At 42.4% G+C, this 3737-nt stretch carries 3 protein-coding genes and 1 pseudogene; all 4 read left to right on the top strand.

All coding sequences use genetic code 11. The features are described from left to right. Window positions 1–51: 51 nt before the first annotated feature. Window positions 52–162, top strand: a pseudogene (locus QUA34_RS30325) (TnsA endonuclease N-terminal domain-containing protein); the annotation flags it as partial. Window positions 163–180: 18 nt separating this feature from the next. Further along, window positions 181–498: a TnsA endonuclease C-terminal domain-containing protein gene (locus QUA34_RS29810; RefSeq protein WP_333391094.1), complete on the top strand. Its 318-nt coding sequence runs from the start codon at window positions 181–183 to the stop codon at window positions 496–498. Continuing rightward, the gene (locus QUA34_RS29805) at window positions 495–2777 is read left to right on the top strand and encodes a Mu transposase C-terminal domain-containing protein (RefSeq protein WP_333391092.1); all 2283 of its coding nucleotides are present in this window, start codon (window positions 495–497) and stop codon (window positions 2775–2777) included. Before QUA34_RS29810 ends, QUA34_RS29805 begins: the two co-directional genes overlap by 4 nt. Continuing rightward, window positions 2770–3663, top strand: coding sequence for an ATP-binding protein (locus tag QUA34_RS29800; protein ID WP_333391090.1), 894 nt, complete (start codon window positions 2770–2772; stop codon window positions 3661–3663). Before QUA34_RS29805 ends, QUA34_RS29800 begins: the two co-directional genes overlap by 8 nt. The last annotated feature ends 74 nt before the right edge of the window (window positions 3664–3737 follow it).

Genomic DNA, 3737 nt, shown 5'->3' with positions numbered 1-3737 from the left:
TTATATTTAACTCTGCTTGAATATATCGTGAGCTCCTGTTCTTAGTTTGCGATCGATTATTCAGCAAACCCTAAGTATGCACAGGATTTGCAGTCAAAGCGTAATCTGGAGAAGTTGGAGATTGAAAGATGCTATTGGCAAAGGCGAAACATTGATTGGGGAATTGTTACTGAACGTGAAGTGTCTAAAACTCTTGCAGAGAATATTAAGTGGTTGCATCCTTATCTAGACCTAGATGACTTACCACAGAGTGATATCACCCGAATAACAATGGTAATGACTCCATTGGTGCTTCAGGCAAAAGATTCTTTAGCAGATATTGCAGCAATTTGTGACGACCAACTTGGTTTTACGCCAGGTTTAAGCTTATTAGTTGTTCGGCACTTGCTGGCTAACCGAGTTTGGCAGGTAAATATGGTTCAGCCTATTCGACCTAGTGAAAAGCTTGTACTCTTATCCTCTTTAGAACCTCTTGAAGAAATCGGAGGGGTTGGATGAACTTATTCATCAATATGCTGATAGAGTGGCAGAGTGCAACTGGTTCGTGGATTGAGCGTTTACTATGGATCGATTCATCTGGCACTGATGCTGCCCTTATTGAAATTCTTAATCCTCAAAGCTTGCCCATTTTTCAGAAGTGCAAGGATCTAGAAGCAGCGATTACTTCTGGAGAAGCCCAGGTCCTAGAGGTAGATCCTTACGCAACATTACTACGATCAGAAGACAGTATCCCCAAGAAACATCTCCAGCATAGAGATGCAGCTTGGGAAGTAATTATGCCCCTAATTGAAGATAAAACTGGACAGATTTTCTACGGGCACGGAAGAGGAAAGCTCTTGAATGCTTTAGAGAAACAAACAGGGTGGACGAAAAAAACTATCTACAAGTTCTTGAGGCGATACTGGCAGGGAGGACAAACTAAAAATGCACTTCTTCCCCTTTTCGATAAGTGTGGCGCAAAGGGTAAAGAGCGAAAAAGTAGTGAACGAAAGCGTGGTCGCCCTAGCAGAATTACCAAAGTCACGAATTTATCAACTGGCATTAATATCACTACTAATGTACAAGAGAAGTTGATTCGCGGAATTAAGCTTTTCTATGAAAATTCAGACGGCAGAACTTTGCAGGATGCCTATCAGAAAACGCTGGAAAAGTTTTTTCATAAAGGTTACGATCTTCTCCCTGATGGGACTCTAGTGCCATTTCTTCCTCCATCTCAGGAACTTCCAACATTTGGGCAGTTTCGTTACTGGTATGAAAAAGAGCAAAACTTAACTCAAGCTCTATCTACACGGGAGGGTAAGCGTCGATACAATCTGCGTCATCGTGAAGTTTTAGGAGATTCAACTCAGATGGCGTTTGGCCCAGGGTCAATTTATCAGATTGATGCCACAATTGGCGACATTTACTTAGTTAGTTCGCTAGACCGTAGCCGTATCATTGGGCGACCAGTTATTTATGTTGTTATTGATGTATTTAGTCGTCTCATTGTTGGTATTAGCGTCACCCTAGAGGGCCCTAGTTGGGTAGGTGCTATGCAGGCATTAGAGAACACAGCTAGTGATAAAGTTAGTTTCTGCCGAGAATATGGAATTGAGATTTCTGACGAGGATTGGCCTAGTCATCATCTGCCTGAGATGATTTTGGCAGACAGAGGAGAATTGGAAGGCTACAACGCTGACAACTTGGTGAATTCTTTAAATGTAAGAGTTTCAAATACACCACCATACAGGGCAGACTGGAAAGGAATCATCGAGCGTAACTTTCGCCTTAGCAACGATAAAGTGATTCATTGGGTTCCTGGCGCAGTTTATAAACCTCATGAACGTGGTGATGCAGACTATCGACTTGATGCAGTTTTAGATTTACATCAGTTCCGTAAGCTAATGAGTCTCACCGTCCTCGATCATAATAAAGATCACCGCATGGACTGGTATCGAATGGACGAGTTCATGATTCAAGATTATGTTGAACCCTATCCCATTGATCTGTGGAATTGGGGAATTCGTAACCGAGCTGGACATCTAAGAAAAGTTTCCCCTGAGATTCTTAAACTCAATCTTCTGCGAACAACAGAGGCTTCTGTCACATATCGGGGTATTCGCTTTGAAGGGCTGTTTTACTCCTGTGATTTAGCACTGAAAGAACAGTGGTTCATCAGAGCTAGGGAAAGAGGAAGTTGGAGAATTACTATAGCCTGCGATCCTCGCAAGCTAGATACAATTTACCTTCGACTCGAAGATGGGCGACGGATTGAACCTTGCTACCTTGTAGATGCAGAAAAAACATTTCGCGGTCGGGACTGGTATGAAGCTGTGGATTACTTTGAGTTGCGAAAACACTCTAAAGACACAGCTATAAGCCGTAAACAACAATCTCAAGCTACTTTAAATGCTCAGATAGAAGCAATTATTACTCAGGCAACAGAGCAAACTTCCGAAACTTTAAATGCTGTAGAAAAACCAAGTAAACGCTCGCGTATCAAGGGAATTAGACAAAATCGCAAAGAAGAGCGAGAGATGGAACGAGAGACTCAAGGTTGGCAACTAGGAAGAGACGAATCTATAAACAATCCGGGACAAGTTATTCCGTTAATAATACCAAGCGAAAAAACAGACATAAATGAAACAGAAAAGGCTGTCAACCAGTCCAATCAAGATGTTGAAACAAATGAACCAACTAATACGACAATTGAAATAGATTCTTCCCATGTACCTAAATCTCAGTTAATTAACAAATTGCGTAAACTGCGTCCAAAGATGTGGAGTGACGATGAATAGTAATCAGCATATTCCTTCTCTCTTAGTAGGGAAAGGCAGGGTTGAACAAGCAACTTACTGCGCTCCTGGTATTCCTAACTACCAGGGTAATCCCCTGATTGAAGCCCTTCCACCTATCCTAATACAGGATGAAACGGCAGAACTATTGGCGTATTACCCTGAATATGACAAAGAACAACGCAGTATGCCTGCTCACCTTCGTCTGCATTTAATCCAGAACGCACTCCAGTTCTTTGCACCACTGCCTATTCACTTTGATTTAGAGCAGCGATTCTCGCGAATGATCCGAGTGGGATATCAGGCACGAAATCCAGCAGTAGCAGGATTTTGGGGAGATGTTCACGCCAGGATTCAATCTTTAAAAACAACCCGTCAACCTTCGCGTTCAACAGCTACAGGGTTCACGATTGTTGGAATTAGTGGAGTGGGTAAAACCACTTCTATTGAGGCAATTTTGTCGCTGTATCCACAGGTTATTCTCCACAATCGTTACTGTGACAATAATTTCAGTTTTACCCAAATCGTTTGGCTCAAGTTAGATTGCCCCTTTGATGGCTCTATTAAAGGGCTATGCTTAAACTTTTTCCAAGCTGTAGATGACTTGTTAGGAACTCGTTACTACGACAATTATGCGGGTGGGCGCAAAACTGTAGACGAACTATTACCTCGCATGGCGCTTGTCGCTTCTTTGCACTCGATTGGCGTGCTGGTTATTGATGAAATTCAACACCTCAGTCAAGCTAAAAGTGGCGGTTCTAGCAAGATGCTGAACTTTTTTGTCCAATTAATCAATACGATTGGATTACCTGTCGTACTGGTTGGCACTTACAAAGCTATATCTGTTTTAAGCGGAGAATTTCGACAAACCCGTAGGGGTACAGGATAGAAGTTCACGGGGGTAGCAAAAACCCAAAAAATCTGATAAGGTGAGGCACATGGAGAAGACAGTGCCGGAATTAA

The organism is Microcoleus sp. POL10_C6, from assembly GCF_036701585.1.
In the GTDB taxonomy this organism is placed as follows: Bacteria; Cyanobacteriota; Cyanobacteriia; order Cyanobacteriales; family Microcoleaceae; genus Microcoleus.
The sequence above is the reverse complement of the archived record's forward strand: the minus strand, read 5'-3'. Positions and strand labels throughout refer to the sequence as shown.

Coding starts and splice junctions, on each gene's coding strand:
- QUA34_RS29800 (WP_333391090.1), top strand. CDS start 2,770: ATGAATAGTAATCAGCATATTCCTTCTCTCTTAGTAGGGAAAGGCAGG.
- QUA34_RS29805 (WP_333391092.1), top strand. CDS start 495: ATGAACTTATTCATCAATATGCTGATAGAGTGGCAGAGTGCAACTGGT.